This window comes from Butyrivibrio sp. AE2032 (assembly GCF_000702965.1).
In genome coordinates this window covers 1,763,566-1,784,664 of record NZ_JNLF01000005.1, presented here as the reverse complement: position 1 = coordinate 1,784,664, position 21,099 = coordinate 1,763,566, and the positions used below count along the sequence as shown (strand labels likewise).

Genomic DNA, 21,099 nt, shown 5'->3' with positions numbered 1-21,099 from the left:
CGTCAAAATGAATATAACTCTCTTGCCAGTCCGGGCTGCCGTTCACAACGCATATCATTAAGAAAAGCTGTCTCACACGTGGATCACCACATCTGAGACAGCCCTCATCTTTTATAGTTTTTCGACCTGATCAACCGTTATTTGTTCCATCAACGTCAGGAGTGTCGACACCCGGACTGTTGGTAATGACATCCGCATATTCGAACATTATGACTTCCATATCCACTTTTTCGTATCTTTCCATCTTTCTGCTCCTTTACTTATAGTTCTGTGCGGCCTGCCAATAATCATAGAACGCCGTCAGCGCATATTTGCCGTTCTCATCGATCGCACTGCTTGCCAGGGCGGCTTTCACATAGTACATGGCCGATACCGTTACTTCCACTTCACCGCCGGTAGTCTCGATATGGAACAACTTGGCCTCACCGAGCTCCGTAACGCTGATGTCGGAGATCCTGAACTGATAATATATATCGCTGTTGATCGTTCTTTTCGTATAACCGTCAGATGTAATGCTTACTCCGTCTGCAGGCTTTACAGACACCCTGATATCTGTCCTGGCATTAAGTGTCAATGCCACTTTTACATTGCCGTCGAGATTCTCATCACCGGTTACGGAGATCCTATAACCCTGGAGGGCTGCGATGGCAGAATCAATGCTGTTGTTGTCGAGGTTCTTTACGGGAGCCGCAATGTCTGTGTGAGTTCCGCCGTCTGTCCAGCCGGATTTCTGCAGATAGTATCCGTAATCATGCAGCGCATCCACAAGAGCGAGAAGTTCTTCTCCCTTATTGTATTTCCCATAGTTTGCCTCTATGTATTTGATGTATTTCATTGCCGAATATGTATCTGTGATTGTAAGACCATCTCCATACTGCAATGTCGCCGTGATCTCGTCTGCAAGTCCGAGCGCATTGATCCCGAAAACAAAATAATACTCATTGGTAGTGCCTATACGCGTACCGTCAGAGAAGCTGAACCTGCCTGTTCTTCCGTCTGCTGCAGCGAAATCGATATAGCAACCGGTTCCGTCAAAATCTTCAGGAACCGTTACGCAGAACCTCACGCCGATCTCGCTCTTAAGCTCCATGCCGTGAGCGCTGAAAAAAGGAGATGTGACAACCGGATCAGTAACAGTCAATTCGTTTGTATTACAGATGGTGATCGTATATACGCCGTCAACTGCCGCACAAACATTCCCGTTAAAGACAACAGAGCCGACAGGGTATCCGTCCTTAACTCTGAACATGACTTCGGACCCGACGACATAATCTCCTTTGTATGTATTAGGAGTGCCTATTATCTCAAGACAGGCAGGCACATCCATCGGAGAAACAACAATAACCTGATCAACTCCGTTTGTACTAATATTCCAGGATGTTGATACATATACAGTCGCATTACTGCATCCCAAAAACATGCTCGAAGCTGCAGTTACACCGGATACATCAAAACCGGTGAGATCAAGCGTATTTAAAGACGAACAGCCTGTAAACATACAGGTCATATCCGTAACGTTCTCTGTAACCCAACCTTCGACTCCAATGTAGCTTAATGACGAACAGCCACAGAACAGCCAACCCATATTCTTCACACTTGAGGTATCCCAATCATCGACTCCTATTTCGGTTAATGACGAACAACCGTAGAACATACCGTTCATAATTGTAACACTATTTGTATTCCAACCATCGACTCCAATTGAGATTAATGACGAACAGCTGCCGAACATACTCCGCATATCCGTTACGTTTGAGATATCCCAACCACTGACATCAAGTGCCTGTAGTTGGTTACAACCGTAGAACATAGCAGCCATATCCGTTACAATATCTGTTTTCCAATTGCTGACTCCAATTGAAGTTAATGATGAACATTTGTAGAACAAGCGGCTCATATCCTTAACGTTCTCTGTATTCCAACCGTCGACTACAATTGAGGTTAATAACGAACAATCTTTAAACATGCGGCTCATGTCCGTTACATTCTCTGTAACCCAACCGTCGACATCAATGTAGCTTAATGACGAACAGTCTGAGAACATGTTACTCATATCCGTAACGCTGGATGTATCCCAACCGTCGAGATCTAAATCTCCTAATGACGAACAGCCGGAGAACATGTTACTCATATCCGTAACAACTTGTGTATCCCAACCGTTGACTCTAATTGATTGTAATTCCGAACAGCCTTTGAACATGCTGCTCATATCCGTTACACCTTGTGTATCCCAACCGTCGACTTCAATGTAGCTTAATGACGAACAGCCTTCGAACATGCTGCTCATATCCGTTACAGCTTGTGTTTTCCAACCGTCGAAAGCTATACTTTCTAACGACGAACAGCCTTCGAACATGCTGCTCATATCCGTTACAGCTTGTGTTTTCCAATCGTCGAGAGCTAAATCTCCTAATGACGAGCAGCCTTCGAACATGCTGCTCATATCCGTTACAGCTTGTGTTTTCCAATCGTCGACTCCAATTGAGGTTAATGACGAACAGCCTTCAAACATGCTGCTCATATCCGTTACAGCTTGTGTGTTCCAGTCCCAGAGTCCAGCAATTCCGGTTAATGACGAACAGCCTTCAAACATGCTGCTCATATCCGTTACAGCTTGTGTGTTCCAGTCCCAGAGTCCACCAATATCGGTTAATGACGAACAGCCTTCGAACATGCTGCTCATATCCGTTACAGCTTGTGTGTTCCAACCGTTGACTCCAATTGATTTCAATTTCGAACAGCCTTCGAACATGCTGCTCATATCCGTTACAGCTTGTGTTTTCCAATCGTCGACTCCAATTGAGGTTAATGACGAACAGCCTTCGAACATGCTGCTCATATCCGTTACAGCTTGTGTGTTCCAGTCCCAGAGTCCACCAATATCGGTTAATGACGAACAGCCTTCGAACATACCGCTCATATTCGTAACACCGGATGTATCACAAACAATAATATCAATATGTTCCACCGAAGAGTATCCGGAAAATAAATCAGAACAATCTTCCGGAAATTTCGGTATTGTTTCACCATCAAATGATATCATCTCTATTGATTCTTTATCAGTATAATTCCGGATCGTATCAGCAGAAAAACCTTCGGATATGATCATAACGTTATCGTTGACCCAGACTCCTTCACCGGTCTCATCAAAAGCCATAACATCCGCAGCAAACATACCCATCGGCAAAACGCTCAATGCCACAAAAGCGCTGACACCAACCGGCAAAATCTTTTTAAGTAGTCCTGATCTGCTCATAAATGACCCCCGAAAAAAATAATCCCTGAAAGGCTTATAGAGTCTGACAAGGATCTTCATTCATAGAGAGTTGATGTACCGGACTTTGCCAAAAGCATAAAACACTTTACGGTAATGCCCATTCATTCAACTCCTTAAAACATTTATTTGAAGTATTATAGCATTTATATAATTTGAACACATGTTATTTATATGACGCTTCCGCCATCAGAGATAAAACCGGCCATAATAAGAGCCTCCCGAAGGAGGCTCTCATGAATTGCTGTTCTTTTCGGCAACGTCCGTTAATTACGGATTCGTGCAAACGCCGTTGGAATCGAAGTTATAGTTCTTTCCGCCGATCGTCTTAGATCCTGTGACCATAGCTCCTGAAGAAGGATCAAGGTAATACCACTTGCTGCCGATCTGGAGCCAGCCGGTCTTCATAGCACCGGAATCGGGATCCAAGTAATACCACTTGCCGCCGTCCTGTGCCCAACCGGTCTTCATCGCGCCGGATGAATCGAAGAGGTACCATTTGCCGCCTTCCTTGGTCCAGCCTGTTGCCATCTCGCCGTTGGACTTAAAGAAGTACCACTTGTTTCCGTCCCTGAGCCAGCCGGTCTTCATGGCACCGGATGTTGCGTCAAAGTAATACCACTTGCCGTCGATCTTCTGCCAGTCTGTGAGCATTGCGCCCGATGTCTTGTCGAGGTAATACCACTTGTTTCCGATCTGGAGCCAGCCTGTCTTCATAGCGCCGGATGAGGGATCCAGGTAATACCACTTGCCGCCGATGTTCTGCCAGTCTGTTGCCATCTCGCCTGTTGCGCCGACGTAATACCACTTGCCGCCGTCATCGATCCACTTGGACTTCTGCATTTCGCCGGAGTCGTTGTAGTAATACCACTTGCCGGAATCCTGTACCCAGCCGGACTTTGTGCCGTAGTGGATAGTTGCGTTGCAGAATACTTCCTTCAAAGACTTGGAAGAAGCATTCATGTCCTTGTCAACAACCTTGATGCTCTCGAACTGTGCCTTTGTGCCTGCGAAATAAACATCCTTGAGTTTGCTGTGAGCGAAAGCGCTGTCAACAACCTTTGTTACGCCTGCAGACATATAAAGTGTCTCGAGTGAGCTGTAATAGAAAACCTTGTCACGGATGAGCGTTACCTTCTCGGGGATGGTAAACTCTTTGATCGCCGTCTCCTGGAAAGCACGTGAACCGATGTTCGTCATTGTTGAAGGAAGGGTCGCAGATGAAAGCTGATAGCATCTTGCGAAAGTAGCATACTCGATTGAAGTAACTCCGGAAGGTACAGTGACCGAGTGAAGTTCTGTTCCAAGGAATGCACATGCGCCAATGGTCTTGAGTGCATTAGGGAGATTGATATTCGAGATATCTGTTCCCATGAATGCACCGTACTCGATCGTTGTAACGCCTGAAGGAAGCGATATGCTCTTCAAGCCTGAATACAGGAATGCAAACCTGTCGATGCTCTGAACCGTTGACGGAACCGTAATCGACTTGAGTGAGTAGTCTTTTTCAAACGCGCTGTACTCGATCGCCGTAACCGTGCTGCCGTAACTGGAATAAGTTACGCTCGTGAGATTTTTGCATTCCGGGAAGAACGCCTTTGTGTTGCCCGTGCCGATACTTACAGTCTTAAGGCCGTCGCATTCCTGGAAAACAACATTTTCGAGGCCGTTGGGCATTGAAGCCTTTGTCAGACTGTCGCAATCCCTGAACAGGAGACGGTTAACGTTAAGATCTTCCAGAAAATCAACATTTGATAATCCGACGTTCTTGAACCAGAGTTCATTGACATGCATGCCCGAAGTGAAAGTCGGATTATCCATATTCTTGAAATCAATGAAATATAATTTCTGAATGTAATAATAACTGCGCCCGACTATCCTTGCATTTCCTGCCAACAGGTACGTGGTGTCTCCATAAAAAGTAAATCTCGTGACCCCATACTGCTGTACCGCATCAGAAACATCGATTATTACTTCAGAAGCTCCGTAAAGGACTTCCGGGCTGAGCAGCCTAAGATCTACCATACTGCTGTCTGTGCAATTAATGTACAGTCTGCCGTCCGAGTAGAACTCATAGTCATAACCTGCCTTACTACCCGAATCTTCCAGGTCACTGTCCGCCAGGGCCATCGAGGAAAACGTCGTAAGGACCAGGATGACTGCCAGGACAGAACCGAGAAGTCTTTTGAAAGTTCTCATAAACCTACCTCCCTGATAAAATAGTCCTTAAATTGTATCATGGTTTTGATTATTATGGGGTCGAAAAAACCGCCTGAAATATTACAAATATCGGCATTTTCGGGCGAAAACGGGATACATCTCCGCCCCCTTCACCGCTTTATCTTCACAGCATGCAAAAGAGCTGCCCTGCACATTGCAGCGACAGCTCTTTATTGATTCAGTTATTTACAAACGATGTCCGGATGAAGTTTACGGATTTGTGCAGACGCCGCTCGCGTTGAAGTTATATACCTTTCCGTCGATCTCAACGCTCGTGGAGCATGCCATCGCACCGGTTGAAGGATACAGGTAATACCACTTTCCGCCGTCCTTGAGCCAGCCTGTATACATCGTGCCGTTCGACCTGAGATAGTACCATTTGCCGCCATCCTGGATCCAGCCTGTGGCCATCTCGCCGTTGGACTTAAGGTAATACCAGGAGCCGCCGTCTTTGAGCCAGCCGGTATACATGACGCCGTTGGACTTAAGATAGTACCACTTGCCGCCATCCTGGATCCAGCCTGTGGCCATCTCGCCGTTGGACTTAAGATAATACCAGGAGCCGCCATCCTGAACCCAGCCTGTCTTCATGGCGCCGGATGTCGTGTCGAAGTAATACCACTTGCCTTCGATCTTCTTCCAGCCGGTAACCATCACGCCGTTTTCATCAAGGTAATACCATCTGCCGCCGTCCTTGACCCAGTCGGATACAACGGCTTCGCCATCTTCATCAAAGTAGAACCACTTGTCGCCTTCCTTGTTCCATCCCGGTTCGATCATGAAATGGATCGTTACGTTGTCGCCGAAAACATCAGCGATCGAGTAAACGTTATGATCCTCTTCGGGATCATGAGCCGGAACTTCTATGTTTGCCCACTGTTTTTCCGTACCGCCGAAATAGACGTCAGTAAGCGAACTGCATCCCTTAAAAGCATCTACGGTAATCGTTTTTACATTTGCCGGAATCGAGACTTCCTTCAGGCTCTCGCAGCCCATGAATGCGCTGTACTGGATCTTTGTGACCGTTTCAGGGATATCGATCTCCTTAAGTGCCGTGCAATTCATGAACATGCCGCCGCCTATCTTTGTCCTTCCTTCGTCAAAGGTTACAGTCTCAAGATCGGGACTGTTCAGGCAGACTTTATCATAGTTCGGAATATTGAGTGTCTTTCCGTCATAACCGTACCAGACAAGCTCTATCATGTATGAAGGAAGATGCAGTTCGACCGTGCTCGGCACCTCGAAAAATCTGATGCCTTTCAAAGTATCATTAGCTGTCAGCTTTTCGAGATTCGGACAGCAGTTGAATGTTGCCAGTTCGATCGGAGAAGGAATATGGATATCCTTCAGATTCGGGCAGTCAGTTATATGCAAAAACTCAACCTCTGCTAATTTCATGAAATCCAATGAACTGATAGCGAGAGAACAAAGATCAATGGTCTCGACAGTTGCATCTTCCGGCAGATTTATACTTTTTAAAGAAGGAAGGTTCTCAATATAAATATAATTAATGTGATCGTTCTCACATCCTGTAAGGGTGATCGATTCCGCAGGACAATTCAATCCCGAGATTTCCAAAAAATTTATATCTTGCGGTAATTCGCAAACTATCGTCTTTATCTGATCCCGGTATGTTTCAGCAATACCCTCAAGAGAAAAGTACATGTTATGACAGGTTAGTGTCAATTTGCCGTTGATATCCAAGACATAATGATAAGCGGATTCATAATCCCCTTCTGTCACAATACCCGGCGCTGCGGCAACCATCGATGAGAATGATGTTATCACCAAGATAACCGCCATCAACGCGCCTATGAGTTTTCCTGATTTACGCATAGAACTGCCTCCCTTAAAATTCAATTGGTTCCTAAATTGTATCAGAAATTTGACACTCTGTGCGGTTTGCAGAGTGCAGAAGTTTCCAACATTTTAAGCGGAGTTTGTATGTTTATCAGGTACCCATCATGCTCTGCAGCATGTCAATGTAATCGGCATATTCGGCCGGGAGCTCGAGTTCCGGCTTGTCGTCGATCATGCGCCCGAGTTCGGAAGTTCCCGCCTCGACGCGCTTTAAGTCGTTCCTGATGGAAAGGCACCTGCTGATGCAGTATTCGGCACTGTCATAGTCTTCGATCTGGACATACATCGAGATCGCATAAGTCAGCATGTCGAGATAATCAAGGTATTCCTGCAGAGAGTACTTGTCGTAGCTGATCGCCTTTTCCTTGTAGTCCATCATGGAAAGGATGTCGCCCGATGAAAATGCGAGCCTTGCTTTCGCGTTGTTGGCAAGCGGGTAATTTGGATTATGCTTCAGGATCGAGCCGGCAACAGCATCCATCTCCTCATCGGTCTGCGCGTTGACGAGATTCATCTTCTGAGCTTCGGTGTAGGCCGGATAGATCTTTGCCGCCGTATCGAACCTGTTGAGGTAATTGAAGAACGAAGCAAGTCCGAAATATACTGACACGCCGGCGAGCACGACCGATACGGCGGCCAGCGATGCGAGCGACGTCTTGTAGGAAAGCTTGAGCGTCTTTGTTTTCGAGTTCGAGGACCTGATGACAACAGCAAGGAGGATCACCGACATCGATACGAACTGCATGTCGAAGTCGAACAGCAGGTGGAGCACCGTCATCAGCATTATCACCTTGTACTGGAACTCCGCCTTCATGAACGCCTTGACCATCATGACGCAGCCTGCGGCTGCGGGGATCCAGCCGACGTCCAGAAGGATCTGCAAAAGGTCGTTATGGATGTGGATGACGCTGTACACGCCCGTCTGGAACGACCCCTGCGTGTAGTAGTAACCATAGTAACCGAGGCCGAACGGGTGCTTTAAGATCACCGGCATGGCATCGATGAAGTAAAGAAATCTTCCGTAGAAAGTACTGCCGTTGGTAAGTGACGACAGCTTGTTGAACAGGTATATGCCAGCTGCGGCCGCGGCCAGTACGAAAGCCGCTGCTGCGATGATCTTGATCTTTTTGTCATTGACCCATGCAATGAAGACTATCGCCGTAAGTGCCGTGAGCACGATAACCGTACGGCTGCCGCTCAAAGCGATGCCTGCCAGATAAACGGCTGCGAAAACCCAATCGACGATCCTGATCTTTTCCTTGAAGAGCACCAGGATCAGACATATGAGCAGGAACATTGCAAACGCGTTCGGGTATTCGAAAAATCCTCCGATCCTTCCGCTTACGATGACGTGTCCTTTCAGCGCATCGATCGGGCTCAGCGCGACCGAGACCACCGTCATGACGACGCCCGCCAGAGGAACGAATCTTAAGTTGTCATCTTCCTTCGAAGCGGCGAAAACAAAGAGCAGGAGCGGCAGGAACTTAACAACTCCGAGCCAGACCATGCCCTTATCGACCGCCCAGAAAGCAGTCAGTATGTGTCCTGCCGTAAGGCACGCCGTAAAGATCAGCGGGAAACCCGTCTCGAAGCAGATCTTCTTTTCCTTAACGGTCTTTGCTATCAGGATAACAAGAAGTGCGGCTATCGCGAGAGCAGCCTGCCATTCATAAAAGATGCCCGTGATAAAAGGCATCACCGCCACCAATACCTGGAGCGGCGTGACCGGGCCGATTTTCGAGAACTTACCTGATAAAACCATAGGGGAATTATAGCATAAAAAGAGGGCGGCACTTTTGGGAGAGGCGGTTAATGAAAAGGCGCACCCGCTCGGATGCGCCCTTGAAACCAAAACTCAAATCAACATCAGCTGATAAGCGGACCCTCATCAGTGAAGTCGTACTCCTGGCCGTCGATGACCTGGGAACCCGTAACCATCGCGCCGGTATTGTCGAAGAAATATTTCTTGCCGTCGATCGTCTGCCAGCCGGTCAGCATGTCGCCGTTGGTCCTGTCGAGGAAATACCATTTTCCGCCGAGGCCCTTCCAGCCTGTGGCCATGTCGCCGTTCGTCTTGTCGAAGTAATACCACTTTCCGCCGATGCCCTTCCAGCCGGTAGCCATGTCACCGTTGGTCTTGTCAAAGAAGTACCACTTGCCGTTAATCTGCTTCCAGCCGGCAGCCATATTGCCGTTGGTCTTGTCGAAGTAATACCACTTGCCGCCTATCTGTTTCCAGCCGGTAGCCATGTCGCCGTTCGTCTTATCAAAGAAATACCAGCTGCCGCCGATCTGCTTCCAGCCCAATGCCAGGTCTCCTTTGGCCTTGTCGAAATAGTACCAGCTGCTCCCGATCTTCTTCCAGCCCGAAGCCATGTCACCGTTCGACTTGTCGAAGTAATACCAGGTGTTTCCGAGTTTTTTCCACCCCGTTAACATAACGCCGGTCGAAGGCGTGAAGAAGTACCACTTGCCTCCAATCTGCTTCCAGCTGGTAGCCATGCTGCCGTTATCCTTGTCTAAGTAATACCATCTGCCCTCAATTTCCTGCCAGCCCGTGAGCATGGCGCCCGTGGTCTCATCGAAATAGAACCTCTGCCCGCCGATCTGCTTCCAGCCAGTCGTCTTCTGGCCGTTGTAATCGTAGTAGAGCCATGTGTCGTCCTCTTTTATCCAGCCCGTGATCGCAGGCAGATAGTGGTAACCCTTAAGGAAGTTCCTTGTCTTTCTGTCGCCGTCGAATCTGTTCTCGTCATGGATGATCGTGTAATACCAGCCGATCCTTACCTTATTTTCGCAGTTTCCTTCCGCGACATAGAGGTCGTCGCCGACTCTCTTGTAAACGACGAACCAGTGCCCGATCGAGCCTGTGCTCTTATTGCCGACCGTGATGACGTCGCCTGCCCTTATCTCGTCGATATTTGTGAAAGACTCGCCGCTGTCAGGATAATTCTTTCCGTAGCAATACTTGGTGTAGTCACAGCAGTATGCGCAGCATCCGGTCGCACCGCCCGACGAGAGCTTCGGCGTGTTCGAGCTGTTCCAGGTGATGCCGTCAGCCCACCTCGAATCGTTCAGGAATTCATCGATAATGTCGATGCCTGAATACTCGGTAAATGCGCTTACATCCTTTGTCAGTACCGGACTTGCCCAGATGCCGGCCGCCGTAGCAGCAGCCAATGCAAGCGTGATCGCTTTTTTGAATATGTTCATTCCTTAAGTCTCCTGTATAAAGTCAAACAGTTTCAGCTGTTTGCTGTTATCTCTGCCCTGTTAAGTCTCATAATGCTCCGAAAACACAGGCGCATCATTACGAACAGACGCTGCAGGGTGTATAGCCCCTGGATCTTGCATCCGCCAGGGTCATGGCGGTATATCTTGTCATTCCACTGCAGTCGCATGCGAAATGATAGACTCCCTCGTTCGATACATAGACGGTCGTATTGTCGGCATGGTAACTGTTTACGACTCCGAGCCATACGCCGGTATTGCCGAACTCATTCCACTTGCCGCTGATCTGAACACAGCCGGTTGCCATCTCTCCGGACGGCATCAGGTAATACCACTTGCCGCCATACTGCTTCCAGCCCTTGGCCATCACGCCGGATTTTTCGAAGAAGTACCACTTGCCGTCTATCTCCTGCCAGCCCGTTACCATCTTGCCGTTGCTGCCCAGGTAATACCATTTGCCGCTGATCTGCTTCCAACCAGTCGCCATGTCACCGCCTTTGTTGAAGTAGTACCACTTGCCGTTGATCTCGTTCCAACCGATAAGCGTAACGCACCAGCCGTCAGACTGCTGCTCGAGGAAATACCATCTTCCGCCGATCTGCTGCCAGCCGCTCAGCATGGCACCGTGGCTGTTGAAATACGCCCATTTACCGCCATATCCCTGATAATAATCAGCGGGCGCGACCCATCCTGTCTTCATGACGCCGTGGTCATCGAAGAAATAAGTTTCCTTGCTTATCGAGATCCTGGAGGTGTGTTCTCCGGTTTCTTCTATCTCCGTTACATGGGTTAATTCGCCGTAATGTGTCACACCGTTAACAGAATAGACTCCGCCGTACATATTGCCCCATTCCCTGAAGCAGTACCACTTGCCACCGATCTTCTCCCATCCGCTTCTTGCTTTTCCGTTGCTTCCGAAATAATACCATCCCCCGCGCTGCGGCATGCTATATCGTTCGATTCTTCCGTCAGTGTGGAATCTGATATCAACGCTTTTTCTTTCTTCGAACTCTTTCCAGCCCGTGACCATTATGCCTTCTTCATCGAAATAATAACCTTCATATTCTATTGAATTCCAGCCGGTTACTTTTTTCCCTTCACAGTCGTAATAACTCCAGCCTTTCTGGCTCAAAAACCAACCGCTCTTCGTAACCGCTGCGACGATCATCGGGAACGCTGCAACGATCATCACGACCGTCATCATTGAAACAAGAATTCTTCTGCAGGTACGCATAGGCTTTCCTCCTTTGGAAGGTGATATATAAAGGATATATTGTCGGTGGGTTAATAACAATCCGCATTTTCGGGCATTTGGCGGCAAACAGAAAAGGACGCACCTTCAGCCAATGCATCAGATGCGTCCCATTCTCTTACACGAGTGCTTCCGCTTATCAGTCTTATGTCAGTTTTCTTTCATCCTGCCGTCAGTACCGAAATCGTACTCGACACCGCCGATGACTTTCTTTCCGGTCACCATTGCGCCGGACCTTTCGAAATAATACCAGGCGCCGCCGGTGAACTTCCAACCGGTCTTCATCGCGCCGGATGACTCAAAGTAATACCATGTTCCGCCGACGGATTTCCATCCCGTGACCATGCTGCCGTCAGTATTGAAGTAATACCATGTGCTGCCTGACTGTACCCAGCCGGTCTCCATTATGCCGCTGCCGTTGAAGTGGTACCATTTGCCGCTGATGCTCTTCCATCCCGTGGTAACGAAACCGTCGCCGTCAAAGTAATACCACTTGTCGCCGATGCTGGTCCACCCGTTGGCCATGGCGCCGTCGGGTTTGAAATAATATGTCTTTCCGCCGATCGTCTGCCAGCCCGTGAGCATAGCGCCGGAACCGCTCAGGTAATACCATGAACTGCCGCTCTTCTGCCAGCCTGTCTTCATTACGCCGTCAGTATTGAAGTAATATGTCTTTCCGCCGATGTTCTTCCAGCCTGTTGTCATGACGCCGTCGGTACCGAGGTAATAGTACTTGTTGCTGATCTTCTGCCAGCCGGTCTTCATGATACCGTCAGTACCCAGGTAATACCAGGATCCGCTGGAAGACTTCCAGCCTGTCTGCATCACGCCGTCTTTGCTGAACAGATACCAGTCGCTGCCGATCTTCATCCAGCCGGTCGCATACTTGTTGTCTCCGGTAACGTAATACCAGTCGCCTTCCATCTTGCGCCAGCCTTCATACGGATTGCCCGAGCCCTTGTAGTAGATGATCGACAATGTATAGTCGCTCGCGGAATCCTGATGCTCGGTCCATGCACAGATATAATATGTCTCGCCTTTTACCAGATCATAGCTGCACGATGAAATCCCGTCGCTGGCCCATTTAAACTCTCCGATAGCATCATAGTTCTCGTCAATGATCCCGATATACGGCTCATCACCGCTGTCCAGATCACCTAACCAGATGGTGTAGTTTCCGGTAGCTTTGGGAATGAATTTATAAAGATCGTAATCGTTGTTGCTCGCACTCAGAGAGATGTGAGCCATCTGATCGTAAAAGATCTCCGTTGCTTTGCCCGGATCCATTGTGCCACCCGGTACGTGTGCAGCCGAAACCTGTCCGCCAACCAGCATCGCTGTTGCCACGAGTGCAACACCTGCTGCCTTAATCTTGCTTCCTTTCATATGGATCCCCCTTTTGGAACATTTGTTAACATTATGTTAACACGCCATATTGTTTTTGTTAACATTTAATTCACAATTTGGGAACATTTATTAATATTCCGTTTACAATTGGTGCAATCTGCCCATTTTCGAGCCCGAAAACCATGTCTGTCGATCACAAAAACGGACTGTCTCAAAAACATTTTATAACCTCGGCTAAAACAACGGCTACTGCCGTGGTTTCAGCCGTGTTTTTCGTATCGGCATAAATATAGAGGCTGTCCCGTTTTCGAGACAGCCCCCGTATGAAGCAATCAATTATTCCGCCGCGAGCTTAAGGATTCTGGCAGACGCCATTCGAATCGAAGGTGTAGGTCTTGCCGCCTATCGTCCTCGTGCCGGTGACCATTGCGCCGGAGGAAGGATCAAGGTAATACCACTTGTTGCCGATCTTAAGCCACCCGGTCTTCATGGTGCCGTTTGACTCAAAGTAGTACCACTTGCCGCCTGCCTGCTGCCAGCCTGTGGCCATCTCGCCGGAAGGCTTGAGGTAATACCACTTGCCGCCTTCTTCGAGCCAGCCGGTCTTCATTGCGCCACTGGATTCAAAGAAATACCACTTGCCCGTGATCTGCTGCCAGCCTGTAACCATCTGGCCGTTGGACTTGAAGAAGTACCACTTGCCTGCTACCTGAACCCAGCCCGTCTTCATGGCGCCGGATGTGGGATCGAGATAATACCACTTGCCGCCGTCTTCAAGCCACCCGGTCTGCATTGCACCGTTGCCGGGCTTGAAGTAATACCACTTGCCGCCAATCTGTGTCCATTCTTCAGCCATGGCACCGATCTCGTCAAAGTAATACCATTTGCCGCCGATCTCTTTCCATGTGTAGCTGACCATCACGTCATCTTCGAAATAACGCCAGATGCCGTCGACCAATTCCCATCCCGTCTTGGGCGCAATACCGAAATGAAGTTCATAGGAATCACCGAAAACGCCGTAGATGGAAAGGAGAGGATCTCTGTGGGAGTCCGTTGAGACGACTTTAATGTTTTCGAACCCGCTTCTTGAACCGTCATAATAAACATCATCAAGATCGCAGTTGCTGAATGCGTCTTCCCAGATACTCGTTGTATTTGTAGTTAAATATACAGTCTTGAGATCTTTGCACTTATTGAATGTTCCGAGATTGATCTTAGTAACACCTTCGGGGATGGAGACTGATGTCAGACCCGTGCCCTGGAAAGCGCGTGCTTCGATGAATTTCACATATCCCGGGAACTCGATCGACTTGAGATCCTTGCATCCGGAGAATGCCGCATACTCGATCACGCTCAGTCCGTAAGGAAGATCTATCGAAGTAAGTCCGCAGTTAAGGAATGCGCATCCGTCAATGCAGGAGACCGTATCGGGAAGTTCTACCGACTTAAGTGATTTACAGTTCATAAAGAGACCGTAAGATACCTTTGTGACACTCGAAGGGAGCTTTGCCGTCTCGACACCTGACTCCATGAATGCGAACTTGCCAAGAACCTGTACACTTTCGGGAACTTCAACAGACTGAAGACTCTTGCAGTACTCAAAAGCGTTGTATTCGATCCTTACGACGCTTGAAGGAATGTCGATCGAGGTAATGCCGGAATTGCCGAAAGCGCGGCTTCCGATCGCCTTGATGTTATCGGGGATGGTGATGGAAGTAAGATCTCTGCAGCCCTGGAATGTCTGATATTCGATCCTTGTAAGACCGGTCGGAATGTTGACCGACTTAACTCCGGAGTCCTTGAACGCACTGACGCCGAGGTACTGAAGAGAGTCGGGCAGAGTGGCCGTTACAAGATTCGGGCAGCCGGAGAATGCTGCATACTCGATCTTGGTGACACCGTCCGGAACCGTTACCGACGTAATTCCGGAGCCGCTGAAAGCGTTAAATCCGATATATCTGAGTGAAGAGGGGATCGTTACCTTCTTGAGGTTGCTGCATCCTGCGAAAGTCTGGTACTCGATCTCGGATATACCGCCGGGGATCTTAAAAGAAGTCAGACCGGTATTTGTGAAAGCTCTGGGTCCGATATAAAAGACGCTGGAAGGCACCTGAACCGACTTAAGGTCTCTGCAGTTCTGGAAAGCGCCATACTGAATTGTAGTGACGGAATCCGGAATGGAAACACTCGTAAGAGCCTTACAGCCGGAAAACATAAACTGATCGACCGTCTTTAATCCGTCTTCAAGCGTTGCTTTCGTCAATCCACCGCATGACTGGAAAGTCACGGTCTTATAGGTATACGGAACGGTAACTTCTGTAAGACCGTTGCACTTCTTGAAATTGATGGTGCTGGCGACTGAACTCTTTACGAAATCTATCGAACTGAAGTTCATGTTCTCGAATGTCAGTTCGCTGATATGCTCGCAGTTAACAAACCCGACATTGCTTCCCGAAGAAACATTGGGGAAATTCATTATCGTGATCTGGTTATAGCTGCAATTGTTATAAGTCTTTACATAGACCTCGGCCGCATTGCAGTAAGCGCCGTTAAAATAAAAACAGGAAGTGGGGCTGACCGTATCTCCGGTATAGAAGACGACGCAGGGTGCCGTGTCCAAAATATTCTGGTCAATATATCCCATGTCTATATATGCCACATGCGGTTTACTGTAGACCCACAGCTCATCGTGAGAGTTGTATTCCCAGCTGTAATAGGTGTTCTCACCACTGGCCAGCACCTCAGAATCAGCGGAAATAATGCACGATAATGACGTGATGATCATGACGGCGGCCAAAAGAGAACTCAGCATCTTCCAACGCGTACGCATAATAGTACCCCCATACTAAATATATAATCACTGATTGTATCACGGAAACCGCAAATATATCAGAGGTTTTTAACATTTGTAATTTTACATTTTGCCGGGAAAGGCTTATTAATTTACGGGAAGTACGCTTTGAAGCCAAAGTATCGTTATTGGGGAAAAAACTCAAAAAACGATATTTGTCTTTTCCTCCGAGGCCGAACAAAAATTAAGGACTGCCTGCGTTTCAGCAGACAGCCCTCTGTTGATAAGTTTTTAGATCTCCCCCGTCCCTTCAGAAACTCCGTCAGGGATCCGGCCGGATATCAGTCTTACGGATTCTTGCAGACACCGTTGGAACCGAACTCATAGGTCTTGGCGCCGATCGTCTTAGTGCCGGTGACCATGACGCCGGAGGAAGTATCAAGGTAATACCAATTGCCGTCTATCTCGAGCCAGCCGGTATGCATGGCACCGTTGGAATCCAGGTAATACCACTTGCTGCCGTCCTTTAACCAGCCTGTAACCATCTCGCCGTTTGACTTGAAGTAGTACCATTTGCCGCTGACGACAGTCCATCCCGTTGCCATCTCGCCGTTTGACTTGAGGTAGTACCAGATGCCGCCGTCCTTTACCCAGCCTACGGTCATCGCGCCGGTTGAATCAAGGTAATACCACTTGCCGCCATCCTGGATCCAGCCTGTAGCCATCTCGCCGCTGGGCTTGAGGTAATACCACTTGCCGCCGTCAGAGATCCAGCCTGTTGCCATTTCGCCGTTGGACTTGAAGTAATACCACTTGCCGCCGTCCTTTACCCAGCCGGTCTTCATTGCGCCGTTCGGGCCGAAGAAATACCATTTTCCGCTGTTCTTGACCCAGCCTGTCTGCATGATGCCGTCTTCGTTAAAGAAGAACCAGTATTCGCCGATCTGGAGCCAGCCGGTTACAGGCTTCTCGTTTTCATCGTAATAACGCCAGCCTTCTTCGGTCTCCTTCCAGCCCTGATCGCCTATGAAATGGAAATTGATCCCGTCATCATAGAGCGAACCTGAATATGTAAAGCAGGCATCGTAGATATTCTCGTCAGACACTTTACCGTCCTTGTCCAGGATCGTTATGCTCTCAAACTGCTCCTGCGATCCCTCGAAATAGAAATCGGACAGCCTGTAGCATGCCTCGAAAGCGGCGATGCCCATCGTTTTCACGCTTGCAGGCATATGAACGTCAGTAAGGTCCACATTGTAATTGAATGCGGCCCTGTTGATCCTTGTAACGCTTGAAGGGATCGTCACTTCAGTCAGTCCGGTACCGTTAAATGAACGTCCGCCGATGACCGTGACAGTGTCAGGTATTTCGATGGCTCTGAGGCTTGCGCATCCCGAGAAGGTCGCATATTGGATCGCTGTAACTCCCGAAGGGATGTTTATCGAAGTCATACGGGTGTTGTTCATGAATGAGCAGGGTCCTATCTCCTTGACGGAAGACGGAAGCTTCACTTTCCTCAGGTCGGCCTTCATGAACGTACCGTACTCGATCTTCGAAACGCCGTCAGGGATGTTGATCTTTTCCAATCCCGAATCATAGAAAGCGAATGTGCCGATCTCTCTTACCGATGTGGGAAGCTTTACTTCAATAAGGCTGTCACATCCCTCAAAGGCCTGATAAGCAATCTTTGTAACGCCGGCAGGGATCGAGACTGATCCGAGGCTTTCGCAATTAGGGAAGAAGAATTGTGTGTCCTTGGAAAGGATGGTTGCAGCTTCGAGACATGAACATTCGTCTATTACCGAATTCTTGATCTTGGCAGGAACGGAAACATTCAGAAGATAATCACAGTCCTTCAGCCAGATGCGCTCAACATTAAGATCATCCAGAAAATCGATGTTGTCGAAAGCCGCACCCGTGATGACGAGACTCTGGATCTGGGCTCCTTCGGGAAAATCAATTGTCTTAAGGTTTTGCAGCATGTATATCGATACAGACTCGTAATAACGGCTTTCTCCGCCGATATATTCAAGCTCCTTTGCCCGGACACCGCGGCCTTCGATACGGATGTATTTTGTTGACGGATTGGAAGCCGGCTGCGATATATCGAATTCGATGCGGTCAACAGCTCTCTTTACGTTACCGTCCGAGATATCAGCCAGGTTAATGTGATTGGTGTAGGCGGTAACACGCATTGTACCGTCCATATACAGTTCCCAGGAGAACTGTCCCTGGACTGAGCCGGTTTCTATCGGATTGTCGGCGAAAACGGTCATGGAGAGTGATGTAAGGATCATCACAACTGTCAGGACCGCGCCCATAAATTTCCAACGTGTGCGCATTGATCAAAATCCCCCTTTTTATGTATGATTGTTGATTTTAACATGGAGACGCGGCACTTGTCAGAAGTTTTTAATATTTGTAATAATTTCTGCCTTATTCGTCCAGGGCAGCCAGATCGCTGTCTTCGTAACGGTTATGGCCGGGCAGGCTCTTTTTGTATTTCCAGCATCTGATGGCATCGTCGAGCGAACGGCCGCTGTTGCTTGCAAAGAAATCCCTGATGTATGTGTTGTATTCGAACTGGCGGTCAATAATCTTTTTCCCTGACCCTGCTTCAGCCTTGATTGCGTGATACGCCGCGACCGCTTCGGCATATGTCCTGCCGGCATTGCTCTTGAGCCATTTCTGGAAGGCAACATTGAAAGAAAACGAGCTCCCTATCTGCTCCTTAAAGAAAGCGCGGTGCTTCTCAGAGCACACAAATCCGGGTTCTATCAGGCTGTCCAAAGTAATGACCTCAGGACCGGAAGAGGCCTTCCTTCCCTGCTTTGAAGCAGCCGGCTTTACCTCACCGGTATCGAGAAAGTGTGCGATCCTTTCCGCAAGCTCGTTCTTGCCGCCTGATGCGGGAAGTCCGTTCTCCCTGCAGAACAGCACCAGTTCCTCTTTGAGCCAGTACCATTTTCGGAATGTTTCGCCGTCAAGGCTCTTGTCTAAAACCGGTCTCTCATTCATAAACTGATCCTCGGATAATATGCGCAAGGAATTGCAAATACTTACTTGTATATCAATAACTCAGATCGTGTTCGCTCAGGGAAAGCGACCATTCATCCACGATCTCCGGTCTCTCGGCTATGCCGACGTAATACGCGTCCAGATCCGTGAAGTCGTTGACGATCTCATAGGACGTGGACACCGTGTACATGATGTCGTTAGAATTCGTGGCCATTAATTCATCCACATATTCCTGCGGGATCCATTCGCTTGCGTAATACAGATCCGGCGCGCCGAAAGTGTGGATTATCTCGTGCGCGAAGCTCGCGGTAGTCATTTCATAGCCGTTGTGCCTCATGTTGATGTTTACATACTCGTTGATTATGTAATCGCCCATCTTATGTTCTATCGCGCACGAGTGTGACTCGCACTCGTAACCGGTGTTGAAATAGAACATGAATAACAGGTTGTCGGCCCTGTATTTCTTTAAAAGATCCAAAGTGTTGACATTGTCGTTTATCCAGTTATCCTGGAGCGCATACCAGCCTGGCTCCAGATTTGAGATGTCGTGATCAAACCCTGCCGTATAGTACAGATCCTCATTCTCATCCCAATCGTAGATGAATATTACCTCTTTGCCGTAGTGATCGGCCTGCTCAGTCAGGAATTCGGTTGCGACTCCCATCTTATCCTTGGCAATCTTCCTCGTATTTATGTCTTTGCTTTTGGAGAAATCCCAGCTCGAGTAACTGTCGCTCGCAAAGATCGATACGATCAGCACTCTGCCTTCAAGCGTCACTGCCGACCCGTGTTCCTCATTCAATGTATATTCTTTCCCGATGTCGTGATAGTCGATGTTTAACGTAAAGGAGGTCTCCTCCGACGATCCGGATGTTTCAGAAGTTTCCTGTGTTTCCGTGACCGCGGGTTCCGTGGGGACGGGCGTTGCCCTGACCGTCTCGCTCCCGGTGACCGTCGTGGTAACTTCAGTGGTGGTCTCCGTTGTTTCCTGCTCCGTTTCAGATTCCGTTGTCTGTTCCGTATCTGTGCCGGCACCGCTGCAGGATGTCAGCATCACACCTGCCAGGATGGCGGCAAAGGATGCGAGCAGTGCGTTTTTATTCCTGACTGTTTTTCTTTTCATATTCCCTAATGACTTTTCTCATTATTAATGATCTGTTGATGACAATACTGCTAATATTATCAAACATTCGCTCAAGTTCTTTTTTATTCAGCTTGAAGATGGAATTTTCTTCCCTGTTACCGATATCACGTTCGCAATTAACAGGCAACTTTCCAACACTGCCGCTGAAAACTATGTTTGCCGGCACCGGATCGTCTCCGTCGCACAAAAACGGCACGAAACAGAAGAATTCCGTATATTTTTCAAAGCTCCCGAAATGCTTCAGCCACTTCATGAGATTTGACTCCGGCAGACAGCAGTTCCAAAGGATACCGTCCGCACCGTGTCCGGAAATATAGTCCAGTACACGCTTTATCTCGAAAAGCGTCAGGTCCGCCCTGTCCTCGATCCAGTACTTATCGTACCCTCCGCCTTTGTACACTCCTTTTTCGTCAAAAGGATCAGAACCTCCGCGGTTGGAATTTATTGCAGGATTTTCCTTCCATCCGCCTTTGCCGTCCGGTTCCATGGGCCACAGGAAGGATCCGCCGAGCTCGCGCGTCCTGTATATCCATTCGGCAACCTTTTTCAATGCATCCTCTTCGCCTTCTGCCAAACGGATATAACGGTCGTAAGGATATTTCCTCTCTTCGCACGGCGCCGAGAAACCGAGCTGATCGGATTTCAGATAAAAGACCGGTCCTGTCACATCCCCGGATGTCTTCATTTCACGGACTTCAATGCCATATGGATCCGTCCGGTTGAAATGGTAAACATATCTTCCGTTAAGCCCTCCGACCTTTTCTTCGCGCGCATTGAGAAATACCGTCAGCTCTTCGTAGAAGGGGTAGTTCTTGCTTGATTCGACATCGGGATCTTTGTACTTATCGTAATTGATACTTTTGCCGGAAATATATTCCGATATCCATTTCTGTTCGCTGTCGCAGATATAACTTTTGAAAATAACCTTCATTTTTCATCCTTCTCTATTCAAATCGACAACT

12 protein-coding genes and 1 pseudogene are annotated in these 21,099 nt (G+C 48.4%); all 13 read right to left on the bottom strand.

Annotated elements, in window-relative coordinates; genetic code table 11:
* Nucleotides 1-256 precede the first annotated feature (256 nt).
* Nucleotides 257-3,256 carry a BspA family leucine-rich repeat surface protein gene (locus BO18_RS33550; RefSeq protein ID WP_051689156.1) on the bottom strand — a complete coding sequence of 1,000 codons (3,000 nt, stop codon included), beginning with the start codon at nucleotides 3,254-3,256 and terminating at the stop codon, nucleotides 257-259.
* A 288-nt stretch (nucleotides 3,257-3,544) separates the two neighbouring features.
* Entirely contained in the window at nucleotides 3,545-5,473 is a 1,929-nt protein-coding gene (locus tag BO18_RS36185; protein WP_034450491.1) for a leucine-rich repeat protein, read from the bottom strand.
* Nucleotides 5,474-5,704: 231 nt separating this feature from the next.
* The gene (locus BO18_RS36655) at nucleotides 5,705-6,274 is read right to left on the bottom strand and encodes a hypothetical protein (RefSeq protein ID WP_255351001.1); all 570 of its coding nucleotides are present in this window, start codon (nucleotides 6,272-6,274) and stop codon (nucleotides 5,705-5,707) included.
* A 123-nt stretch (nucleotides 6,275-6,397) separates the two neighbouring features.
* Nucleotides 6,398-6,697 (bottom strand): annotated as a pseudogene (locus tag BO18_RS36650) (leucine-rich repeat domain-containing protein); the annotation flags it as partial.
* 748 nt (nucleotides 6,698-7,445) lie between these two features.
* Nucleotides 7,446-9,050, bottom strand: coding sequence for an O-antigen ligase family protein (locus BO18_RS25455; protein ID WP_034450489.1), 1,605 nt, complete (start codon nucleotides 9,048-9,050; stop codon nucleotides 7,446-7,448).
* Nucleotides 9,051-9,220: 170 nt separating this feature from the next.
* The gene (locus BO18_RS33540) at nucleotides 9,221-10,567 is read right to left on the bottom strand and encodes an N-acetylmuramoyl-L-alanine amidase family protein (RefSeq protein WP_051689154.1); all 1,347 of its coding nucleotides are present in this window, start codon (nucleotides 10,565-10,567) and stop codon (nucleotides 9,221-9,223) included.
* A gap of 97 nt (nucleotides 10,568-10,664) precedes the next feature.
* Entirely contained in the window at nucleotides 10,665-11,819 is a 1,155-nt protein-coding gene (locus BO18_RS36175) for an N-acetylmuramoyl-L-alanine amidase family protein (RefSeq protein ID WP_051689153.1), read from the bottom strand.
* A gap of 168 nt (nucleotides 11,820-11,987) precedes the next feature.
* Entirely contained in the window at nucleotides 11,988-13,223 is a 1,236-nt protein-coding gene (locus BO18_RS25440) for a hypothetical protein (RefSeq protein WP_051689152.1), read from the bottom strand.
* Between the two features lie 313 nt (nucleotides 13,224-13,536).
* The gene (locus BO18_RS25435) at nucleotides 13,537-16,014 is read right to left on the bottom strand and encodes a leucine-rich repeat protein (RefSeq protein ID WP_034450486.1); all 2,478 of its coding nucleotides are present in this window, start codon (nucleotides 16,012-16,014) and stop codon (nucleotides 13,537-13,539) included.
* A gap of 308 nt (nucleotides 16,015-16,322) precedes the next feature.
* The gene (locus tag BO18_RS33535; protein ID WP_081861247.1) at nucleotides 16,323-18,317 is read right to left on the bottom strand and encodes a leucine-rich repeat protein; all 1,995 of its coding nucleotides are present in this window, start codon (nucleotides 18,315-18,317) and stop codon (nucleotides 16,323-16,325) included.
* A 94-nt stretch (nucleotides 18,318-18,411) separates the two neighbouring features.
* On the bottom strand, nucleotides 18,412-18,993 hold the full coding sequence (locus tag BO18_RS25425; RefSeq protein ID WP_034450484.1) for a DUF6434 domain-containing protein: 582 nt from the start codon (nucleotides 18,991-18,993) through the stop codon (nucleotides 18,412-18,414).
* Between the two features lie 52 nt (nucleotides 18,994-19,045).
* Nucleotides 19,046-20,116: a hypothetical protein gene (locus BO18_RS25420; protein WP_034450482.1), complete on the bottom strand. Its 1,071-nt coding sequence runs from the start codon at nucleotides 20,114-20,116 to the stop codon at nucleotides 19,046-19,048.
* Nucleotides 20,091-21,068, bottom strand: coding sequence for a hypothetical protein (locus tag BO18_RS25415; protein ID WP_034450480.1), 978 nt, complete (start codon nucleotides 21,066-21,068; stop codon nucleotides 20,091-20,093). Before BO18_RS25415 ends, BO18_RS25420 begins: the two co-directional genes overlap by 26 nt.
* Nucleotides 21,069-21,099 lie beyond the last annotated feature (31 nt).

Excerpts from the sequence above, each read along its gene's own strand:
- BO18_RS33550 (WP_051689156.1), bottom strand. The coding sequence starts at position 3,256 with ATGAGCAGATCAGGACTACTTAAAAAGATTTTGCCGGTTGGTGTCAGC.
- BO18_RS25455 (WP_034450489.1), bottom strand. The coding sequence starts at position 9,050 with ATGCCTTTTATCACGGGCATCTTTTATGAATGGCAGGCTGCTCTCGCG.
- BO18_RS25415 (WP_034450480.1), bottom strand. The coding sequence starts at position 21,068 with ATGAAGGTTATTTTCAAAAGTTATATCTGCGACAGCGAACAGAAATGG.
- BO18_RS33535 (WP_081861247.1), bottom strand. The coding sequence starts at position 18,317 with ATGCGCACACGTTGGAAATTTATGGGCGCGGTCCTGACAGTTGTGATG.
- BO18_RS36175 (WP_051689153.1), bottom strand. The coding sequence starts at position 11,819 with ATGCGTACCTGCAGAAGAATTCTTGTTTCAATGATGACGGTCGTGATG.
- BO18_RS25420 (WP_034450482.1), bottom strand. The coding sequence starts at position 20,116 with ATGAAAAGAAAAACAGTCAGGAATAAAAACGCACTGCTCGCATCCTTT.
- BO18_RS36655 (WP_255351001.1), bottom strand. The coding sequence starts at position 6,274 with ATGATCGAACCGGGATGGAACAAGGAAGGCGACAAGTGGTTCTACTTT.
- BO18_RS25440 (WP_051689152.1), bottom strand. The coding sequence starts at position 13,223 with ATGAAAGGAAGCAAGATTAAGGCAGCAGGTGTTGCACTCGTGGCAACA.
- BO18_RS25425 (WP_034450484.1), bottom strand. The coding sequence starts at position 18,993 with ATGAATGAGAGACCGGTTTTAGACAAGAGCCTTGACGGCGAAACATTC.
- BO18_RS36185 (WP_034450491.1), bottom strand. The coding sequence starts at position 5,473 with ATGAGAACTTTCAAAAGACTTCTCGGTTCTGTCCTGGCAGTCATCCTG.
- BO18_RS25435 (WP_034450486.1), bottom strand. The coding sequence starts at position 16,014 with ATGCGTACGCGTTGGAAGATGCTGAGTTCTCTTTTGGCCGCCGTCATG.
- BO18_RS33540 (WP_051689154.1), bottom strand. The coding sequence starts at position 10,567 with ATGAACATATTCAAAAAAGCGATCACGCTTGCATTGGCTGCTGCTACG.